Genomic DNA, 19,803 nt, shown 5'->3' on the forward strand with positions numbered 1-19,803 from the left:
AAGAGCTTTCATTATAAAAACATAATCAGCCCATGGCGCAACACGCATGTAAGCAAAACCCACAATATCGCTGCTGCCTATTGCGAAGAGTAGTTCTCGGATAAATCCGATATGGCCAGCACCTTGTCAATGCGTTTGCCATCGAGATCGATGACCTCGAAGATCCAGCCCGCACAGCTGACCCGTTCCCCCAGAATGGGCAAATGACCGCTTTCTGCCATGAGAAGGCCCGCCACGGTGTTGTATCGGCCGCGGTGTTCATCGGGAAGATCACGAATATCGAGGCGCGCCTTCAGCTCCGATATGGGCATCAGACCGTCCAATAGCCAGGAGCCATCCTCGCGCTGCATGGCCCAGGCTTCTGCCTCGGTCACAGGCTGTAACTCGCCGGTAATCGCCTCGAGCAAATCCCGGGGCGTCATGATGCCCTGCACCACGCCATATTCATCCACCACAAACACCATGCGCCCGGATCGGGCACGCAATTGCTCCAGCAGCTCCATGGCGCTGAGCGTCTCGGGCAGGAAAGAAGCCGGCAGCACATGTTCGTACAGCGTGGTGCCGGCGGCATCCGAGCCCAATGCCAGCAGGCGCGCCACGCTGATGATGCCGACCACGTCATCCAGCGAATTGCGGCACACCGGGTACCAGGAATGCCCGCCCTTCGAGTGGTCGTCGGCCGAGGCCTGCAATGCCTCGGTGACGGTCATGTCGGCATCCAGCCATTGCACGTCGCCGCGCGGGACCATGATCGACGTCAGTGAGCGGTCATCGAGGTGAAAGACGTTTTGCACCATCTGGTGCTCGTTGGCCTCGATCACGCCGGCATCCCGCCCTTCGGCGAGGCTTGCCACGATTTCCTCTTCGGTCACGGCGCGCGCTGCGGATTCATTGATGCGCAGCAGAGTCAGCATGGCGCGCGTGGAAAAGGCCAGCAGCCGCACAAAGGGCTTTGCAGCCGACGCCACCCAGGTCATGGGCCGGGAAACCACCGTGGCCACGGTTTCGGGATAAAGCTGGCCTATGCGCTTTGGCACCAGCTCGCCGAAGACGATGGTGACGAAGGTGATCACGGTCACGACGAGCGCCGTGGCAGAAATGCTGGCCGCGCGTTCCGGAATTCCCAGGCCCAGCAGCCATGCGGCCAGCCCGTCACTGAAGGCCGCCTCGCCCAAAATGCCGTTGAGCAGGCCGATGGAGGTGATGCCCACCTGCACCGAAGAAAGAAATTGCGTGGGGTTTTCGAGCAAGGCCAGTGCTGCCACCGCACCCTTGTCGCCTGTTTCAGCCAGTGCCACCAACCGAGCCTTGCGGCTGGAGGCCAGTGCCAATTCGGACATTGCAAACACCCCATTGAGCAGCGTAAGCAACGCGATCAGCAGAAAATCCATGGTTCGTATATCAGAAAGAAGACCATGGCACTTTACTGTATCGGCGATATCCAGGGATGCCACGACGCCTTTGAGCGCCTGCTGCACCGCGTGGACTTCTCCGCCAGCCGCGATACCTTGTACATCCTGGGTGACCTTGTGAACCGCGGTCCGGAATCGGACAAGGTGCTGCGCACCTGCATGGCCGCCGGCGACTCCATGCGCGCCCTGCTGGGCAACCATGACCTGCACCTGCTGGCCGCCGCCCAGGGCGTGCGACGCAGCAGCCGGCGCGACACGCTGGCCCGGGTGCTGGATGCGCCCGACCGCGATCAGCTGCTGGACTGGCTGCGCCACCAGCCGCTGGCGCGCAGCCACCGCATGGCGCATGGCGAGGAACTGCTGATGGTCCATGCAGGCGTGCTGCCGCAGTGGAGCAGCCAGGACGTGATGGCGCTGGCGGGCGAGGTGCATTCGGTACTGCGCAGCAAGCAGTTGCCCGATTTTTTGCAGGCCATGTACGGCAACCAGCCCGATCGCTGGTCACCCGACCTGCAGGGCTGGGAGCGCCTGCGGGTCATCGTCAACGCCTTGACCCGGCTGCGCTTTTGCAGCGCCCAGGGTGTCATGGATTTCGACAGCACCGAGTCGGCCGAGCAGGCGGCGCCCGGCCTCATGCCCTGGTTCGATGTGCCGGGCCGCGCCACGGCGAGCGCAACGATTGCGTTTGGCCACTGGTCCACGCTGGGCCACATCAACCGGCCCGACCTGGTGGCGCTGGACACCGGCTGCGTCTGGGGCGGCTGCCTGAGCATGATGCGTTTCGGCGATCACCTCGCAGACCGGGAACTGATCCAGGTGGACTGCCCGCAGGCGCAGGCCCCGGGCTGACCTGAACGACTCCGATGGGCGAGCACCCATGAAAAAACGCCTGCAAGGCAGGCGTTTTTCGTGAGGCAGGCGGCTTGCGCGGCGCTCAGACCTCGGAAGTGGCGACGGGTGCCACAGGCGGGACCGGCGCGACGGGCGCAACAGGCGCCTTGAACAGCGCGGCCAGCTTGCGCTTGGGCTTGATGCCGCTGCCTGCCTTGGGCGCGGCAGCACCCTGGCTGTCCCAGCTCGCATCGACGCTGGCGGTCGCCTCGTAGGGCTTGTCGAAGAACGGGTCCGAGTGCGCCGGGCGCTGGGCCATGCGCGAGCCGCGATGGCCAAAACCTGCACTGCCCCGCGACGCATCACCGCCGCGATCGCCACGCTCGGCGCCGCGCTCCCGTTCACGACCGTAGCCGCCGCTGCTTTGGCGCGGCAGCTCGTCAAAACGGTGACCACGCGGTGCGCTGCCACGGAAATCTTCCATGGGGCAGGCCTCGACGTTGATCTTCTTCTTGATGAGCTTCTCGATCTCGCCCACCAGGCGCGCATCGTGGTTGGTCACCAGGGTCACAGCAACGCCGGAGGCGCCTGCGCGGCCCGTGCGGCCGATGCGGTGCACATAGTCTTCGGCGTTGAAGGGCACGTCGTAGTTGAAGACGGCCGGCACGTCCTTGATGTCCAGGCCACGGGCCGCGACATCGGTACACACCAGCAGATCCACCTCGCCGCGCTTGAAGGCTTCAAGCGCCTTCAGGCGCTCGTCCTGGCTCTTGTCGCCGTGCAGCGCCGTTGCGCGCAGGCCATCACGCTCCAGGGCACGCGTCAGGCGCGCACAGCCCAGCTTGCTGTTGGAGAAGACGAAGGCCTGGCGGATGTCGCGCTGCTTGAGCAGGGAGCGCAGCGCATAGCGCTTGTCGTCGTCGCTGACGCTGTAGAAGCGCTGCTCCACCGTGGACGCCGTCTCGTTGGGGCGGGCCACTTCGATGGTGACGGGGTCCTGCAGGTAGCTGCCGGCCAGGCGCTTGATCTCGGGCGAGAAGGTGGCGCTGAACAGCAAGGTGGTGCGCGTCTTGGGCAGGTGGGACAGGATGCGCTGCAGATCGGGCAAAAAGCCGATGTCCAGCATGCGGTCCGCCTCGTCCAGCACCACGTACTCGACCTGGTTGAGCACGGCGTTCTTGGCTTCGATGTGGTCAAGCAGACGGCCCGGCGTGGCCACCAGCACCTCGACGCCCTTCTTGAGCTCCAGCGTCTGCGGCTTCATGTCCATGCCGCCGAACACCACGGTGCTGCGCAGCTTGGTGTACTTCGCATACTGGGCGATCTGCTGGGCCACCTGGTCCGCCAGTTCGCGTGTGGGCAAAAGCACCAACGCCCGCACGGGGTGGCGTGCAGGCGAAGCGGAGGTATTTTCGTGGCGCATCAGCCGCTGCAGCAACGGCAGCGAGAACGCCGCCGTCTTGCCTGTGCCGGTCTGGGCGGCGCCCATGACATCCTTGCCGGTCAGAACGACCGGAATGGCTTGTGCCTGGATGGGCGTCATGGACTCGTAGCCCATGTCGGCTACGGCGCGCGCCAGGGACTCAGCCAGCTGGAGATTGGAGAAAGAGCTTGTCATTGAGAGCGCTATTGTCGCACCTAGCGCGATTTGTGCGTTGCAATAACGCCAATTGGCACCTGGACAAGCATGGCGTTGTGTGAGCGCAACCCGCAAAAACCCGGTATGAGGGCCCGCAATGCGGGCATTTTTTCATCGCCGGGCAGCCTCCAGATGAAAAAGCGCCCCCTCGCAGGGGCCGGCGAAGCTTGCGCAGCAACGCGAGCGTGGGGGTACTTCTCAGAGGGAAGCGGCCGAAAAAGTGTCGCAGGACTTGACGCTGCCGGTACGCAGGCCGGTGCTGAACCAGCGCTGGCGCTGGGCGCTGGTGCCGTGCGTGAAGCTGTCCGGCACCACGGCGCCGCCGCCTGCGCGCTGCAGGGCGTCGTCGCCGATCTTGGATGCCGCATTCATGGCCGACTCCACATCGCCCTGCTCCAGGATCTGGCGGGCGCTTTGCGCGCGGTTCGCCCAGACGCCGGCCAGGCAATCGGCCTGCAGTTCCAGCTTGACCGACAGGTGGTTGTACTCCACCTTGCTGACGCGGCCACGGGCGCGGTCCACCTGGGCGCTGATGCCCAGCAGGTTCTGCACGTGGTGGCCCACCTCGTGGGCAATCACATAGGCCTGGGCGAAATCGCCGGGCGCGCCCAGCTGGTTCTTGAGCGTTTCGTAGAAGCCCAGGTCGATATACACCTTCTGGTCGGCAGGGCAGTAGAAGGGCCCCATGGCCGACTGCCCCGTGCCGCAGGCCGTGGGCGTTGCGCCACGGAACAGCACGAGCTTGGGATCGGTATATTGGGCGCCGCCCTGGCGGAACACATCGCGCCAGACATCTTCGGTATCGGCCAGCACGGTGGAGACAAAGCGGGCGAGCTTGTCATCGGCCGGCGGCTTGTGGGCCGGGCCCTGAGGCTGCTGCACCTGCACCGGCGAGCCGCCGCTGAGCGCACCCAGGATGGTCAGCGGGTTGATGCCCAGCACCCAGCCGCCGACCAGGGCGATGACGATGGTGCCGATGCCTATGCTGCGTCCGCCGAAGACGGGGCCGCCGCCACCGCCACCCTCGTCACGGCGGTCTTCCACATTGTCCGACTCGCGGTTGCCATCCCATCTCATGGTGTTCACTCCTGGATCTGTGCTGCAGCCTGCAGCATCGGGCGGCGATATTACGTCGGAACCTGCGGGACTGCAGCGACCGCAACTGCGGCAATGATACGGCGTGTATCAGCGCACGGGCTGCACCGCCATGGGGGCGGTGGCGGGTGGCGCCTGGCTGCGCAGGACCTGCTCGCGGGCCACCAGCACCATGGCGGCCAGCAGCGCGGCGACGATGCCCAGGCCGATGACGACCGCCAGGCCCAGCCCCCATCCGCCGCGCCTGCGCCGCTCGCGTGCAGGCTCGCCGGGCCGGCGGGGCGCGGGAGCCTGCTCGCTGGGCGGCTGCTCGCGCTGCCACGGCTCGGGCGCGGGTCCGCGCCGCTGCTGCTCATAGCGCGGAGCCGATTCCTTGCGCGGAGCTTCGGGCCGCGCCGAACCGTCCCAGCGGGGCTCTTCGCGCGGATAAGAAGGCTTTTGTGACATAGGCGACATCGTAGTGCCTGCGCAGGCCCTCACGGGCCTGTGCGCAGCACTGGACACATCGCGAATTGGTCGATCCAAGCCTACTGTGTACAGTCGCGGCCATGAGCCATTCCAGCATGCCCTCCTCCACCGCCCTTGACGCCCAGGCCACGGCCGGGCTGTTGCCCTGGAACGAACTGGCTGAAGAGATCGCCGCCGTGCTGCTGCAGCCCCAGGCAGCGCAGGTGCCGGCGCGCATCGTGATGCCCCTGCCGGCCGGTGGCAGCCTGTTTTGCATGCCCGCCACCGACGGCCAGGTGGCCATGACCAAGCTGATCAGCTTCACGCCCGGCAACGCCGGCACGCCGCGCGCCACCATCCAGGGGGATGTGGTGGTCTTCGACGTGGCCACAGGCGAGCGCCGCCTGATCCTGGACGGCCCCACGGTCACGGCGCGGCGCACGGCCGCCGTATCGCTGCTGGCCGCGCAAAGGCTGGCGCCGAATCCGCAGGGTCCGTTGCTGATCGTGGGCGCCGGCGTGCAGGGCCTGGCCCATTTGCAGGCCTTTGCCGCAGGCCTGGGCGTGAGCGAGGTTCAGGTGGCATCGCGCAGCGCGCAGAGCGCCCAGGCGCTGGTCGACCAGGCCCGGGCCATGGGACTGCAGGCCACCGCCGTGCAGGATGTGGAGGCGGCGGCGCGCCACTGCCCGCTGATCGTGACCTGCACGCCCGCCCGGGCCGTCGTGCTGCGCGAGGCGCCGCGCAGCGATGCCTTCATCTCGGCCGTGGGCGCCTTCACGCCGCAGATGGTGGAGCTGGCACCCGGCCTGTGCCAGGGCTTGCTGCAGTCGGGCCGCGTGGTGGTCGATACCGGGGATGCGCTGCATGAGGCCGGTGACCTGCTGCAGGCCGGCATCGATGTCGCCGCCCTGCCCACGCTGGAGCAGGTGGTGCGCGAGCAATGGCCGCGCTCGGATTCGCCCGTGCTGTTCAAATGCTGCGGCTGGGGTGGCTGGGATCTTGCAGCCACCCGCCTGGCCATGCGCCGGGCCGCACTCCAGAACAGTTGAAAGCGGATTTCTGCGTTGAACGAGCTTTTCCCCCCGGATTCCCCCGCCCCGGATTCCAGCACCGCGCCCAGCCGCTGGCAGCGCCTGGGCCTGCGCACGCAATTGGCACTGGTCTTCGGCTCGCTGCTGGTGGGCGTGACGGTGCTGATGTCGCTGGCATTCGGCGAGCTGCTGCGCTGGCGCATGGAGCGCGAGGTCAGCGCCTCGCTGCATGCCCTGGCCTCCAACGCCGCCCGGCAGCTGTCCGATGGCCTGTTCAGCCGCGCCCATACCGTGGAAGTGCTCGCCGCCTCGCCGGAGCTCTGGATCCAGGGGCTGGAGGCCCCGGGCGTGGGCGCACTGCTCAACCGCGCCCGTTCGCTGACGCCCACTAGCCTCTGGATCGGCGTGGCCGACGCCGAGGGCACGGTGCGCAGCGCGACCGACCAGGTGCTGGTGGGCCTCGATGTCAGCGACCGGCCCTGGTTCGAGCCGGGCCTGCAGCGCGTCCATGTGGGCGATGTGCGCGCCTCCTCGCCTGCGATGTCCGCCTTGCTGCCGCCTGCGGCCGACGGCGCGCCGCGCCGGTTCATGGACTTCGCGGCGCCCATTCGCGTGGGCGATCTCACCCAGGGCGTGCTGTGCATGCACAGCAGTTGGGAATGGGTGCGCGAAACCATGCAGACCCTGCAGCAGGCCGACAGCGCCGACCGGCAGATCGGCCTGTTCATCTTCGACCGGCGTGGACGGCTCATCCACGCGCCGGGCGACAGCCTTGAGCCGTTGCTGGCCCTGGACCAGCGCCTGCCGGTGGCCCATACCGTGTCTGCCGATACGGCCGATGCCACGCTGCAGCCCGTACAGGTGGCGCGCTGGCAGGACAGCCCGCAGAGCTTTCTGACGGCCACCGTGCCGCTGCAGGCCCACAACCGGGCAACGGCCATGGGCTGGCACATCGTGGCCCGGCAGCCGCATGACAGCGCCTATGCGCCCGCGCGCCAGGCCATGCACCAGGTGCTGGCCGGCGGCCTGGCAGCCGCGCTGGTGGCCGCCGTCATCGCCTGGCTGGTGGCGCGCAGGCTGAGCCAGGATCTCAAGCGCCTAGCCCGTGCCGCCAATGGCATCGACGGCAGCGGTGCGGCCTCCGACATCCCGCAGCTGCACAGCAGCCGCGAAGTGCACCGCCTTTCGCAGGCGCTGCGCGGCAGCATTGCCCAGTTGCGCTCGGCCAACGAGGCCATGGAGCGCCAGGTGCGCGAGCGCACGCTGCAGCTGCAGCAGGCCAATGCCGAACTGGAGCACCAGGCGCGCAGCGATCCGCTCACGGGCCTGCTCAACCGCCGGGGCTTCGACTTCCAGCTGGACTTCGCCATGGCGCTGGCGCGCCGCAGCGGCCGCCCCTTGAGCGTGCTCGTCATCGACGTGGACTACTTCAAGCGCATCAACGACCAGCACGGCCATGACATGGGCGACGCCGTGCTGCGCACCCTGGCGCGCGCCTTCCGCATGCGGCTGCGCGAGTCCGACGTGCTGGCCCGCATGGGGGGCGAGGAATTCCTGGCGCTGCTGCCCGACACCACGGCCGATGCCGCCGTGGTCATTGCCGAGCAACTGCGCGAACTGCTGGCCGCCACGCCCATGGCCCACGGCGAGCCCGTCACCGCCAGCGTGGGCGTGGCCACGCTGCGCGGCACCACGGACACGGCCACCGCCATGCTGCGCCGTGGCGACGAAGCGCTGTACGAGGCCAAGGGCGCAGGCCGCAACAACGTGCAGCTGCAGCGCTGAGTCGGCCCCGCGCCGCTTTTCCCGCCCTCGATTTCCTGAATGCCGCAAAACACCTGTGCGGTAAAAAACACCACACTAATACTCAAATTGAGCATATCATTCGCAGCCATCACCTGCCTTTTCCACAGTCCCGGACGGCCACCATGCAGCTCAAATCCGTGCAGTACGACAAGCCCCATTTCTCCCTCGCCGGCCAGTGCGGCATCGGCGAGGCCTGGGCCCGCATTCCTCCCGAACTTGACCGAGCCCAGCGCCTTCGGACCGCCGAGCGCATACGCGCCCTGCTGCACGAGCGCGATGCCGTGCTCGTGGCCCATTACTACGTGGACGGCGAACTGCAGGACCTGGCGCGCGAGACCGGCGGCTGCGTGGGCGATTCGCTGGAGATGGCGCGCTTCGGCGCCCAGCACCAGGCCAGCACCCTGGTCGTGGCCGGCGTGCGCTTCATGGGAGAGACCGCCAAGATCCTCAGCCCGGAAAAGCGGGTGCTCATGCCCGACGACGACGCCAGCTGCTCGCTGGACCTGGGCTGCCCGGCAGACGAGTTCAGCGCCTTTTGCGACGCCCACCCGGACCGCACGGTCGTGGTCTACGCCAACACCAGTGCGGCGGTGAAGGCGCGCGCCGACTGGGTGGTCACCTCGTCGGTGGGACAGGACATCGTGGCCCACCTGCACGCCTGCGGCGAGAAAATCCTCTGGGCGCCCGACCGCCACCTGGGCGCCCACATCCAGCGCCAGACCGGCGCCGACATGCTGCTGTGGCATGGCTCCTGCCTGGTCCATGACGAATTCAAGGCCGACGAACTGGCCGCCATGGCACTGGAGTATCCGCAGGCCGCCATCCTCGTGCACCCCGAGTCGCCGGCCGCCGTGGCCGCCCAGGCCGATGTGGTGGGCTCCACCACTCAGCTCATCAACGCGGCTGGCCGGCTGCCCACCGACACCTTCATCGTCGCCACCGACCAGGGCATCCTGCACGACATGCGCATGCGCTACCCGGGCAAGACCTTCCTGCCGGCGCCCACGGCCGGCCAGGGCGCCACCTGCAAGAGCTGCGCCATGTGCCCCTGGATGGCGATGAACAGCCTGCAGGGCGTGGAACTGGCGCTGGAGCAGGGCCTGTGCGCCATCGAGGTGGACCCCGCCATTGCCCAGGCCGCGCGCCGCCCCATCGAACGCATGCTGGCTTTCGCGGCCGGCCACCGCCAGCCCGTGCGCGCCAGCGGAGACCTTGCGCGCGATGCGGCGCTCTTCCAGCATTTTGGTCCCGCCTGAGGAGCACGCCATGACCCAGCCCTCCATGGACGTACTCATCATCGGCGCCGGCCTGGCCGGCATGGCCGCCGCCCTGTCACTGCCGCCGCATCTGCGCGTGGCCCTGCTCAGCAAGGGCGCGGCCGAGGAATGCGCCAGCGCCTGGGCCCAGGGCGGCATTGCCGCCGTGCTGGATGCACAAGACAGCATCGATGAACACGTGGCAGACACCCTGGTCGCGGGCGCAGGCCAGTGCGATGCACGGGCCGTGCGCGCCATCCTCGAGCAGGCGCCTGCCGCCATCGATTGGCTGGTGGCCCACGGCGTGCCTTTCACGCGTGACGACAGCGGTGGCCTGCACCTCACGCGCGAGGGCGGCCACGGCCGCCGCCGCATCGTGCATGCCGCCGACTGCACGGGCCAGGCCGTGCACGCCGCCCTGCTGCACGCCTGCCGGGAGCGCGCGAACATCGATTTGCATGAGCACACCAGCGCGCTGGACCTGCTGACCGAAGGACAGCCTGCGCACTGCACAGGCGCGCTGGTGTGCCTGCCCGATGGCCGCCTGCAGCGCTGGCATGCCGCGCATACCGTGCTGGCCACGGGCGGGCTGGGGCAGGTCTATCCCGCCACCACCAACCCGGCCACCGCCACGGGCGACGGCGTGGCCATGGCCTGGCGCGCAGGCTGCCGCGTGGGCGACCTGGAGTTCATGCAGTTCCATCCCACGGCCCTGCAGGTGGGCGGCCGTGCGGCCGGCCTGGTCTCCGAGGCATTGCGCGGAGAAGGCGCCCTGCTGCGCCTGCCGGACGGCACGCGCTTCATGCCTGCCCATGACGAGCGGGCCGAACTGGCGCCGCGCGACATCGTGGCCCGGGCCATCCGGCACGAGATGGACCGCCATGGCCTGGCCTTCGTGCACCTGGACATCACCCACCGGCCACGTGCCTGGTTGCAGGCGCATTTCCCGGGCGTGATGGCCCTGTGCGCCAGCCATGGCATCGACATTGCCACGCAGCCGATTCCCGTCGCCCCTTGCGCCCACTACGCCTGCGGCGGCGTGCTGGCCAGCATCGACGGGCGCACGGATGTCGATGGCCTGCACGCCATTGGCGAGGTGGCGCGCACCGGCCTGCACGGCGCCAACCGGCTGGCCAGCAATTCGCTGCTCGAATGCGTGGTGATGGGGCGCGCCGCCGCCCGGGCCATCGCGCAGCAACCGGCTGCCGCCCCTGCGCCGGCCCGGCCGACCGAAACCCTGCAGGCCGGCGCACAGGAGCAGGACACGGCAGCCGTCGCGCAGGAGTTGCGCCAGCTCATGCAGGACTGCGTGGGCATACAGCGCAGCGACCAGGGCCTGGCGCAGGCCGTGCAGCGCATTGCGGCATGGCGTGAAAGGCTGGCACCTGCCGCAGGCCATGCGCTGCGCAATCAGCTCGATGTCTGCTGGCTCATGGCCACGGCTGCCGCCGCACGGCGCGAGAGCTGCGGTGCGCATTCGCGCATCGACGCGGCCCTGGCGCTGGTGGAATGAAAAATGCCCCCCACGCTCCCCTTGCTGCGCAAGGTCCGCTGCCCCCGAGGGGGCTGCTTTTCATCTTGGGGCGGCCCGGCGATGAAAAAGGCCCGCAGCTTTCACTGCGGGCCTTGTCTGCCGGGCCAAAGCCGTCAGGCCTTGGGAAGCGTCACGCCCACCTGGCCCTGGTACTTGCCGCCACGGTCGCGGTAGCTGACCTCGCAGACATCGTCGGGATCGCTCTCGAAGAACAGCACCTGGGCGCAGCCCTCGCCGGCATAGATGCGGGCGGGCAGCGGCGTGGTGTTGGAGAACTCCAGCGTCACATAGCCTTCCCATTCGGGCTCGAAGGGCGTGACGTTGACGATGATGCCGCAGCGCGCGTAGGTGCTCTTGCCCAGGCAGATGGTCAGCACGTTGCGCGGGATGCGGAAGTACTCGACCGTGCGCGCCAGCGCGAAGCTGTTGGGCGGGATGATGCAGCTGTCACCCTCGAAATCGACGAAGCTTTTCTCATCGAAGTTCTTGGGGTCCACCACGGTGCTGTGGATGTTGGTGAACACCTTGAATTCGGGTGCGCAGCGGATGTCGTAGCCATAGCTGCTGGTGCCGTAGCTGATGATCTTGCGGCCATCGACGTTGCGAACCTGGGCCGGCTCGAAAGGCTCGATCATGCCGTGATCCTCGGCCATGCGACGGATCCACTTGTCGCTCTTGATGCTCATGGCAATTCCTCGTTCCCTAGCTGCACTTGTCAGGCGCCAGCACCCGGCCGGGCACTGGCGCAAAGGCGCTATTTTGCTTGAGAAACGACGGTGCGCTCGATCAGGCGGTCATCGCCCAGGATGATCATGGCGAACAGCAGCTCGTCCAGGCTCTCGGCCTGGCGGGTCTTGCGCTCGAGCAGCGGCGTGCAGGCCGGGTTGATGACCACGAAGTCGGCCTCGCAGCCCGGCTGCAGGTTGCCCACCTGCCCCGCCAGGCCCAGGGCGCGCGCCGCGCCCGCCGTGTGCTGCCACCACAGGTTGCCGGGCGACAGGCTCAGGCCCTGCTTGGTCTGGCCCTCGCGGCCCGCCACATAGGCGGCCTGCATGGTGCGGAAGGGGCTGAAGCTCATGCCGCCGCCCACGTCGCTGGCCAGGCCGTAGAGGAACTGCGCGGCATCGGCCCGCGCAAAGTCGAAGAAGCCGCTGCCCAGGAACAGGTTGCTGGTGGGGCTGACGGCCGCAGCGGTGCTGCGTTCACGCATCAGTGCGCGGTCTTCGTCGTCCAGGTGAATGCAGTGCGCGTAGACGGCGCGCTCGCGCATCAGGCCGAAGTCGTCGTAGACCGACAGGTAGCTGCGGGCCTTCGGAAAGAGCTCGGCCACCCAGCGCACTTCGTCCAGGTTCTCGGCCACGTGCGACTGGATCCAGACATCGGCGTAGCGTGCGGCCAGCTCGCCCGCGCCGCGCAGCTGCTCGTGCGTGCTGGTGGGCGCAAAGCGCGGCGTGATCGCGTAGCCCAGGCGGTCCACGCCATGCCAGCGCTGGATCAGGGTCTCGGTGTCGATCAGGCTTTGCTCGGTCTGGTCGCGCACGCCGTCGGGGCTGTGGCGGTCCTGCAGGACCTTGCCCGTGATCATGCGCATGCCGCGCGCCTGCGACGCGCCCATGAGCGCATCGACCGAACCCGGGTGCGAGGTGGCAAAGGCCAGCGCCGTGGTCACGCCGTTGCGCTGCAGCTCGTCCAGGAAGAATTCGGCCACGCTGTCGGCATGCGCGCGTTCGCAAAAGGCCGACTCGTGCGGAAAGGTGTATTTCTCCAGCCAGGGCAGCAGGCCGGCGGCGGGCGCGCCGATCACATCGGTCTGCGGATAGTGGATGTGCAGGTCGATGAAGCCCGGCGCGAGGATGCGGCCCGGCAGATGGGTGACTTCGGCGCCCGGCTGTCCGGTGAACTGCGCCTGCAGCGCCTGCCAGCTGCCGGCGGCAACGACGCGCTGCTGCCCCCTGTCATCCGGGGCGACGGCCAGCAGGCCGTCTTCGTCGTAGAGCGCCTGGCCATCGTCGGCAAAACGCAGCAATGAGGAACGGTAGATTTGCATGCCGCCAAGCTTAGCGGGCGGACAGGCAGATGCCATATCCGCAGCGCTATAGGCGCCATCGGCAGGCGCCATCCTAGGGTTTACGCCAGGACCGGACGCCCCGCAGGCCGCATCACTTGGGCAGGGTGGCCTGCACGCCTTCCACCAGCCAGTTCATCTGCAGGATCTGTGCATCGTCCAGCTGCTTGCCGGCAGGAATGCGCACCTGGCCCTGGTTGTCGCGCACCGGCTGGTCGCCGGCCTTGAAGGGCTGCAGGCGGCCCTGGGCCATGTCCTTTTGGCGCTTCAGCACTTCCTCGCGCACGGCGGGCGGCAGCTTGGGGCCGAAGCCCTCCACGCGGATCATGCCCTCACGCACGCCGCCCCAGGTGTCCTGGCTCTTCCAGCTGCCGTCCAGCACGGCGCGGGCGCGCGCAGTGTAGTAGTCGCCCCACTGGTGGGTGACGGCCAGCAACTGGGCGTCGGGCCCGTCCTTGCGCATGTCGGAGTGGTAGGCAATCGCCATGCGGCCGCGCTCCTGGGCGGCCTGCATCACGGCGGTGGATGCGACCTGGAAGGACACCACGTCCACGCCGCCGTTGAACAGCGCCATGGCCGCATCGCGCTCGCGCGGCGGGTCGAACCAGGTATCCAGCCAGACCACCTTGACCGTGGCCTTGGGATTGACCGAGCGCATGCCCAGCGTGAAGGCGTTGATGCCCTGCAGCACCTCGGGAATGGGAAAGCCGACCACGAAGCCGGCCACGCCCGTCTTGCTGGCACGGCCTGCGGCAATGCCCGACAGATAGCGGCCCTCGTAGTAGCGCGCATTCGAGGTGGCCACGTTGTCGGCGCGCTTGAAGCCCGTGACCGACTCGAACTTCACCTGCGGGAAGTCGCGCGCCACGCGCATCACGGACTCGGTGTAGCCGAAGCTGGTGGTGAAGATCAGCTGGTTGCCCGAGGCAGCCAGGTCGCGCAGCACGCGCTCGGCGTCGGGGCCCTCGGGCACGCTGTCCACGGCGCGGGTCTGCACGCGCGGACCCAGCGCAGCCTGCAATGCGCGCCGGCCCTCGTCGTGCTGGCGCGTCCAGCCGGCGTCGAGCACGGGCGTCAGATAGACGAAGGCAGCCTTGAGGGGCGCGGAACCTGCGGGGGATGAAGGGGCGGGATGGCCTTGGGACAAGGCCGTGGATACAAGACTTGCGGCCGCGACTGCGGCTGCGAGGTTTTTGTACATGGTGTTCCTCTACATGGCCCGGAAATGAAAACCCACCTGCCGTGGGCAGCGGCCGGTGCGGGGCGCGATTATAGGCAGCGCCCCTGAGGGCTGCCTGGGCCTGCGCTTATGGCCTCCATAAGGGACGGCAGATACCGTCCACTAAGATCGTCGGCAAATTCCAACCCCAAGCAACCACCAAGGAGCACAAGACCATGCCGATGTTCGTCGATACCTCGCCCCCGGGGCAGTGCCTTTTTTGCCGCCTCGTGGCGGGCGAGATCCCGTCCGCCAAGGTGTTCGAGGACGAGCAGACCATCGCCTTCATGGACATCGGCCAGGTCAATCCCGGCCATGTGCTGGTGGCCAGCAAGCGCCATGCCGTGACCCTGCTGGACCTCACGCCCGATGAGGCCGGCGCCGTGATGCGGACGGCCCAGCGCGTGGCGCAGGCCGTGCAGGCGGCGTTCGACCCCGAAGGCATCAGCCTGTTCCAGGCCAATGGCGCGGCGGGCGGGCAGACCGTCTTCCACTTCCACCTGCATGTGCTGCCGCGCCACGAGGGCGACGGCGTGGGCCTGGGCTGGCCGCGCAAGGAGCCCGGCATGCAGGCACTGCAGGACTATGCCGAGCGCCTCAGGCAAGCCCTGGCCTGAACGGACTCAGGCCAGGGCGGCGTAGCGGGCGAACACGGCCTCCAGCTGGCGCATCCAGTGGGCGCGCTGCTGGGGTGTGACGAAGCTGGCGTCAAAGCTGTTGACCGCCAGTTGCCAGGCCTGCTGCGAGTTCATGCCCGTGGCGGCGAACAGCTGCAGGTAGTTCTCGTTCACGTAGCCGCCGAAGTACGCCGGATCATCGGAGTTGACCGTGACCTTGAGCCCTGCCTCCAAGAGCTGGGGCAGGTTGTGCTGGGCCAGGTCGGACACCACGCACAGCTTGAGGTTGGACAGCGGGCACACGGTCAGCGGCACGCCGTCGCGCACCAGGCGCTGCATCAGGGCCTCGTCGCGCGCGGCCTGCACGCCGTGGTCTATGCGCTCGGAATGCAGCACGTCCAGCGCGCCCCAGATATAGGCGGGAGGTCCCTCCTCGCCCGCATGCGCGACCAGGTGCAGGCCCAGCTCGCGGCAGCGCGCGAACACGCGGGCGAACTTCTCGGGCGGGTTGCCGACCTCGCTGCTGTCCAGCCCCACGCCGATGAAGCGGTCGCGCAGCGGCAGCGCGGCCTCCAGCGTGGCGAAGGCGTCCTCTTCGCTGAGGTGGCGCAGAAAGCTCAGGATAAGCGCCGACGAGATGCCCTGCTCTATCTCCGCATCGCGGCAGGCGCGGTACAGGCCGTTGATCACGGTCTCCATGCCCACGCCGCGCTGGGTGTGGGTCTGGGGGTCGAAGAAGATCTCTGCATGGACCACGTTGTCTTGCGCGGCGCGCGTCAGGTAGGCGCGGCCCATGTCGTAGAAATCCTGCTCGTACAGCAGCACGCTGGCGCCGGCGTAGTAGATGTCCAGAAAGCTCTGCAGATCGGTGAAGGCATAGGCGCGGCGCAGGTCTTCCACGCTGGCGTAGGGCAGCTTCACGCCGTTGCGCTGGGCCAGGGCGAAGATCAGCTCGGGCTCCAGCGAGCCTTCGATGTGCATGTGCAGCTCGGCCTTGGGCATGGCCTGGAGCAATTGGGGCAGATGCGCGGCATCCACGGCGGGTACGGTGTGCATCAGCAGACTCCGAAGGTGATGCCGCTGGCCCGGAGGTAGCGGCGGTAGGCGGACGACATGCGGTCGGCCGCAGAGTGCATTTCGGCGCGCGGGTCCAGCGGCAGGCACTTGGGCTGCTGCGACTCCAGCACGGGCTGGTCCTGGCAGAAGATGGTGTGCTGGAATTCCTGCAGCTGTGCGTCGGGCGAATCGAAGTCTGCCACGGCAAGGCGGAACCAGACGCGGCTGGTCTCGGGCGTGACGGGGCAGATGAACAGGGCGATGGACTCGCGCCAGCCGGCCCGGGTGGTGCCGGACTCGGGCAGCTTGGTCAGCAGGGCGGCATAGGGCGCCGTGACTTCGTAGGTGTACTCGACCTCGGCCGCGCTGGTGGAGTGCAGGTTGGACTGCGGCTGCACGGCCTTGCAGCCCGTGGCCAGCACGCCCGTGGCCGTGGTCTCCACGGCATAGGCTTCGATGGCCGTGGCATCGCGGCTGCCCAGCCAGCCTTCGTGGACAAAGCCGAAGTGCGACATGTCCAGGAAGTTCTCGATGATGCGCGGCGCGCTGGCGGCCACGTCATAGGGGCCGCAGTTGAGCTTGCGCAGGTGCGCGTCCGCCTCGGCTTCAAAGGCTGGAAGTGCTGCTAGGGCCGGAGCAGCCGAGAGCTCCTCGCCCGTGGCCAGCCGCACCCAGACCAGGCCGTAGGCTTCCTGTGCCTCGAAGGCCTTCACGCATTGCGAGGGCGGGGGCGTGAAGCTGGGCAGGGCCGGCACCTTGACGCACTGGCCGCTGTCGGCGAACTGCCAGCCGTGGTAGGGGCATTCAAGGTGGCCGTTCTCGACACGGCCCATGGACAGGCGTGCGCCACGGTGCGGGCAGCGGTCCACGAAGACGCGGACCAGGCCTTGCGGATCGCGCCACAGCACCAGGGGCTGGTCCAGCAGTTGCACGCCCAGCGGCGCATCGACAACTTCGTGGGCCTGGGCCACGGGATGCCAGAGGGAGTTTTCGATCATGGGGGGAATCTCTTGCTGTCTGTCTGTGCCGCGGCGGCGGGCAGGCCGCGGCTGGGAGCGAGCATAAACCCACTCGATGCGCAGCACAGGTACGGCACCTGTGCTGCGCATGAACGCCAAGGCCGCCCGAAGGCGGCCCTGGCGGCGGCAGGCAACCCGGCCTGCGCCGGGTGGCATGGCGTCTGTCTTACTTGCTGTCCTGGCCCGGCACCTTGCCTTCCACGCCCTTGACGTAGAAGTTGATGCCCGTGAGGAACTTGTCCTCGGCCACGGCGTCGGCGGCCAGCAGTTCCTTGCCGTCCTGGCCTGCGATCGGGCCCTTCCAGATGTGGAAGGTGCCGTCCTTCAGGCCCTTCTTGACCTCTTCGATCTTCGCCTTGGCTTCGGCGGGCACGTCATCGGCCAGCGAGACGATGTCGATCGCGCCTTCCTTCACGCCCCACCAGGTCTGCTGGCTGCTCCACTTGCCGTCCAGCATCTCGCGCACGGTCTTGGTGTAGTAGGGCGTCCAGTTGATGATGGCCGAGCCCAGGTGGGCCTTGGGGCCGTAGGCCGTCATGTCGGAGTCCCAGCCAAAGGCGCGCTTGCCCTTTTCCTCGGCCGTCTTAAGCACGGCGGCGGAGTCGGTGTTCTGGAACAGGATGTCGGCGCCGCCGTTGATCAGCGAAGTCGCAGCCTCGGTTTCCTTCGGGGGTGCGAACCACTCGTTGACCCAGACCACCTTGGTCTTGATCTTGGGGTTCATGGACTGCGCGCCCAGCGTGAAGCTGTTGATGTTGCGCAGCACTTCGGGAATCGGCACGGAGCCGACCACGCCCAGCACGTTGGACTTGGTCATGGAGCCCGCGATGATGCCGGCCAGGTAGGCGCCTTCGTAGGTGCGGCTGTCGTAGGTGCTGACGTTGGCGGCGGTCTTGTAGCCGGTGGCGTGCTCGAACTTCACATCGGGGAAGTCGGGAGCGATCTTCTGGATGGGCTCCATGTAGCCGAAGGTGGTGCCGAAGACCAGCTTGTTGCCGTTGGCGGCCATGTCGCGCAGCACGCGCTCGGCGTCGGCGCCCTCGGGCACGCTCTCCACATAGGAGGTCTTGATCTTGTCGCCGAATTCCTTCTCCAGCGCCAGGCGGCCCTGGTCGTGGGCAAAGGTGTAGCCGCCGTCACCGACGGGGCCCACGTAGGCGAAGGCGATCTTCAAAGGCTCGGTTGCAGCGGCAGCAGGGGCCTCGGCAACGGGAGCGGGCGCAGGCGCGGCCTCCTCCTTCTTGCCACAGCCGGCCAGCGCGGCGGCGGCCACGGCCGACAGCGCTGCCACCTTGATCAGGGAGCGTTTGTGAAGATCAGTCATCGAAGTTTCCTCAAGTGGTCCTGCGGCAGGCAGGAAGAAGGCGGTGTCCGCAGGGGCGCAGACCCGCCGCGATGGGTCCCGAGAATAAAGCAAGAATGGCGCCAGCCGGCTGCGCCAGAGCCACCAGGCATGCGGGAAAACCACATTTTGGGGGCTTTGCACAATCGTGGTGCATAGGGCGGACCCGTCTGGCGGATCGCGGCAGAAAAAAGGGCCCCGAAGGGCCCTTGGTGCATGGACTGCCGCCGGATCACTTGGCGCCCGGCACCTTGCCTTCGACGCCGTTGACGAAGAAGTTGATGCTGGTCATGAAGCCCAGGTCGCCGACCTGGCCTGCCGTCAGCACTTCCTTGCCGGTGTTGTCCTTGATGGGGCCGGTCCAGACGGCGAAGCTGCCGTCCTTCAAGCCGTCGCGTGCCTTGGCGACCTTGTCCTTGATGTCCTGGGGCACGTCGTCGGCGATCTTCACGAGGTCGATGGCGCCTTCCTTCACGCCCCACCAGAACGAGCCGCCCTGCCACTTGCCGTCCAGCGTGTCCTGGGTGACCTTGCTGTAGTAAGGCGTCCAGTCGATCACGGCCGAGCCCAGGTGGGCCTTGGGCGCGAAGGCGCTCATGTCGCCGTCCTTGCCGAAGGCGCGCGCACCGCGTTCCTCGGCCGTCTTGAGCACGGCCGGGGAGTTGGTGTTCTGGTAGAGCACGTCCACGCCGCCGTTGATCAGCGAGGTGGCGGCCTCGGACTCCTTGGGCGGGGCGAACCATTCGTTCACCCAGACCACCTTGGCCTTGATCGAGGGATCGACGCTTTGCGCGCCCAGCACGAAGCTGTTGATGTTGCGCACCACTTCAGGAATCGGCACCGAGGCCACGACGCCGACGGTCTTGGTCTTGGTCATGCCGCCGGCCACGATGCCGGCAAGGTACGCGCCCTCGAAGGTCTTGGTGTCGTAGGTGGCCACGTTGTCGGCGTTCTTGTAGCCGGTGGCGTGCTCGAACTTCACGTCCTTGAGGTCGGCCGCGACCTTCTGCACGAACTCCTGGTAGCCGAAGCTGGTCGCGAAGATCAGCTTGTTGCCCTGGCCGGCCATGTCGCGCATCACGCGCTCGGCATCGGCGCTCTCGGGCACGCTTTCGACAAAGGAGGTTTCCACCTTGTCGCCGAACTTCTCCTGGATGGCCTTGCGGCCCAGCTCGTGCTGGAAGGTCCAGCCGCCGTCGCCGATGGGGCTGACGTACATGAAGCCGATCTTGAGCTTCTCGGCCGGCGCCTGGGCGGCAGGCGCGGCAGCGGGAGCGGGCGCTGCGGCCTCTTCCTTCTTGCCGCAGGCGGTCAGGGCCGCCACCGAGATGGCCGACAGGCCGATCATCTTCACAAGCGTGCTTTTCAGGCCAGGTTTCAGGGTGCGTTCGCGCAAAGCGGGCATGCGTTTGTCCTTTTGTGGTTCTGGAGGGA

At 67.7% G+C, this 19,803-nt stretch carries 17 protein-coding genes; 6 read left to right on the forward strand and 11 right to left on the reverse strand.

All coding sequences use genetic code 11. The features are described 5' to 3' along the window. Positions 1-77: 77 nt before the first annotated feature. Positions 78-1,391: a hemolysin family protein gene (locus tag DA1_RS05795; RefSeq protein WP_012204080.1), complete on the reverse strand. Its 1,314-nt coding sequence runs from the start codon at positions 1,389-1,391 to the stop codon at positions 78-80. Between the two features lie 24 nt (positions 1,392-1,415). On the opposite strand from DA1_RS05795, the gene DA1_RS05800 reads away from it, so the two are divergent. Continuing rightward, complete coding sequence (locus tag DA1_RS05800; RefSeq protein ID WP_034391159.1) at positions 1,416-2,261, forward strand: symmetrical bis(5'-nucleosyl)-tetraphosphatase; 846 nt, start codon at positions 1,416-1,418, stop codon at positions 2,259-2,261. An 85-nt stretch (positions 2,262-2,346) separates the two neighbouring features. Here DA1_RS05800 and DA1_RS05805 read toward each other — a convergent pair whose 3' ends face one another. From DA1_RS05805 to DA1_RS05815, 3 genes are all read right to left on the reverse strand, one after another. Continuing rightward, complete coding sequence (locus DA1_RS05805; RefSeq protein WP_034391156.1) at positions 2,347-3,861, reverse strand: DEAD/DEAH box helicase; 1,515 nt, start codon at positions 3,859-3,861, stop codon at positions 2,347-2,349. Positions 3,862-4,080: 219 nt separating this feature from the next. Continuing rightward, entirely contained in the window at positions 4,081-4,959 is an 879-nt protein-coding gene (gene ypfJ / locus DA1_RS05810) for a KPN_02809 family neutral zinc metallopeptidase (protein ID WP_012204077.1), read from the reverse strand. A gap of 108 nt (positions 4,960-5,067) precedes the next feature. Then, on the reverse strand, positions 5,068-5,424 hold the full coding sequence (locus DA1_RS05815; protein WP_224986416.1) for a hypothetical protein: 357 nt from the start codon (positions 5,422-5,424) through the stop codon (positions 5,068-5,070). A 101-nt stretch (positions 5,425-5,525) separates the two neighbouring features. Between DA1_RS05815 and DA1_RS05820 the strand changes: the two genes are divergently transcribed. From DA1_RS05820 to nadB, 4 genes are all read left to right on the forward strand, one after another. Further along, positions 5,526-6,473, forward strand: a complete 948-nt coding sequence (locus DA1_RS05820; protein WP_034391154.1) for a delta(1)-pyrroline-2-carboxylate reductase family protein — start codon at positions 5,526-5,528, stop codon at positions 6,471-6,473. A 15-nt stretch (positions 6,474-6,488) separates the two neighbouring features. Continuing rightward, positions 6,489-8,240: a sensor domain-containing diguanylate cyclase gene (locus tag DA1_RS05825; RefSeq protein WP_034391151.1), complete on the forward strand. Its 1,752-nt coding sequence runs from the start codon at positions 6,489-6,491 to the stop codon at positions 8,238-8,240. Between the two features lie 143 nt (positions 8,241-8,383). Further along, on the forward strand, positions 8,384-9,517 hold the full coding sequence (gene nadA / locus DA1_RS05830; RefSeq protein ID WP_034391148.1) for a quinolinate synthase NadA: 1,134 nt from the start codon (positions 8,384-8,386) through the stop codon (positions 9,515-9,517). A 10-nt stretch (positions 9,518-9,527) separates the two neighbouring features. Further along, positions 9,528-11,030: an L-aspartate oxidase gene (nadB, locus tag DA1_RS05835; protein WP_034391145.1), complete on the forward strand. Its 1,503-nt coding sequence runs from the start codon at positions 9,528-9,530 to the stop codon at positions 11,028-11,030. A gap of 134 nt (positions 11,031-11,164) precedes the next feature. Here the strand turns inward: nadB and dcd are convergent, their stop codons facing one another. The 3 genes from dcd to DA1_RS05850 form a co-directional block, all read right to left on the reverse strand. Next, positions 11,165-11,737 (reverse strand): dCTP deaminase, encoded by a 573-nt coding sequence (dcd, locus tag DA1_RS05840; protein ID WP_013803686.1) that lies wholly within the window; start codon positions 11,735-11,737, stop codon positions 11,165-11,167. A gap of 68 nt (positions 11,738-11,805) precedes the next feature. Beyond that, positions 11,806-13,098: a guanine deaminase gene (gene guaD / locus DA1_RS05845; RefSeq protein WP_013803687.1), complete on the reverse strand. Its 1,293-nt coding sequence runs from the start codon at positions 13,096-13,098 to the stop codon at positions 11,806-11,808. Positions 13,099-13,210: 112 nt separating this feature from the next. After that, on the reverse strand, positions 13,211-14,317 hold the full coding sequence (locus tag DA1_RS05850; protein WP_034391143.1) for a BMP family ABC transporter substrate-binding protein: 1,107 nt from the start codon (positions 14,315-14,317) through the stop codon (positions 13,211-13,213). A gap of 194 nt (positions 14,318-14,511) precedes the next feature. Between DA1_RS05850 and DA1_RS05855 the strand changes: the two genes are divergently transcribed. Continuing rightward, positions 14,512-14,952 (forward strand): HIT family protein, encoded by a 441-nt coding sequence (locus DA1_RS05855; RefSeq protein ID WP_034391141.1) that lies wholly within the window; start codon positions 14,512-14,514, stop codon positions 14,950-14,952. A gap of 6 nt (positions 14,953-14,958) precedes the next feature. Here the strand turns inward: DA1_RS05855 and DA1_RS05860 are convergent, their stop codons facing one another. The 4 genes from DA1_RS05860 to DA1_RS05875 form a co-directional block, all read right to left on the reverse strand. Next, positions 14,959-16,008, reverse strand: coding sequence for an adenosine deaminase (locus DA1_RS05860; RefSeq protein WP_034391139.1), 1,050 nt, complete (start codon positions 16,006-16,008; stop codon positions 14,959-14,961). After that, a complete protein-coding gene (locus tag DA1_RS05865; RefSeq protein WP_034391137.1) occupies positions 16,008-17,006 on the reverse strand; it encodes an aromatic ring-hydroxylating dioxygenase subunit alpha in 999 nt (332 codons plus the stop codon). Before DA1_RS05865 ends, DA1_RS05860 begins: the two co-directional genes overlap by 1 nt. Before the next feature lie 187 nt (positions 17,007-17,193). After that, positions 17,194-18,351 (reverse strand): BMP family ABC transporter substrate-binding protein, encoded by a 1,158-nt coding sequence (locus DA1_RS05870; protein WP_012204065.1) that lies wholly within the window; start codon positions 18,349-18,351, stop codon positions 17,194-17,196. 250 nt (positions 18,352-18,601) lie between these two features. Then, the gene (locus DA1_RS05875; RefSeq protein WP_012204061.1) at positions 18,602-19,774 is read right to left on the reverse strand and encodes a BMP family ABC transporter substrate-binding protein; all 1,173 of its coding nucleotides are present in this window, start codon (positions 19,772-19,774) and stop codon (positions 18,602-18,604) included. Positions 19,775-19,803: the final 29 nt, after the last annotated feature.

Source organism: Delftia acidovorans NBRC 14950 (genome assembly GCF_001598795.1).
Lineage (GTDB): Bacteria > Pseudomonadota > Gammaproteobacteria > Burkholderiales > Burkholderiaceae_C > Comamonas > Comamonas acidovorans.